The sequence below is a fragment of the Vibrio sp. 10N.222.51.C5 genome (assembly GCF_041474575.1).
Lineage (GTDB): Bacteria > Pseudomonadota > Gammaproteobacteria > Enterobacterales > Vibrionaceae > Vibrio > Vibrio crassostreae_C.
This window is the reverse complement of the sequence record NZ_JBFRUJ010000098.1, coordinates 1-356: the sequence shown is the minus strand read 5'-3', so window position 1 is coordinate 356 and position 356 is coordinate 1. Positions and strand designations below refer to the sequence as shown.

Annotated in this window: 1 protein-coding gene; it reads left to right on the top strand. The window is 48.6% G+C overall.

Annotation, left to right across the window (positions count from 1 at the left end; all coding sequences use genetic code 11):
* Positions 1–324, top strand: a 324-nt coding sequence (locus AB4558_RS21605; RefSeq protein ID WP_372159099.1) for a transposase, incomplete at its 5' end; no start/stop codon positions are given.
* Between the last annotated feature and the right edge of the window lie 32 nt (positions 325–356).

Genomic DNA, 356 nt, shown 5'->3' with positions numbered 1-356 from the left:
ATAGGCTCTAGCCCACTAGGCAAAGCAATAAAGTACACGCTCGGGCAATGGCCTAAACTCATTCGTTATATCGACGATGGTCACTTATCTATCGATAATAATCGCGCTGAACGCGCAATTAAACCGCTGGTTATTGGCAGGAAAAATTGGCTATTCTCCAACACACCAAATGGCGCTGAGGCGAGCGCGATGCTTTACAGTATCGTCGAGACTGCAAAAGCCAACGGCCTTATCCTCTATGACTATATGGTCAAGTGCATGAAAGAGCTAGCAAAAGCAGAGCCCGATATCGATGCACTCCTGCCTTGGAACTTCAAACACTGACAAGTCGCCCCGTGGGTTCATGGGGCGGATAC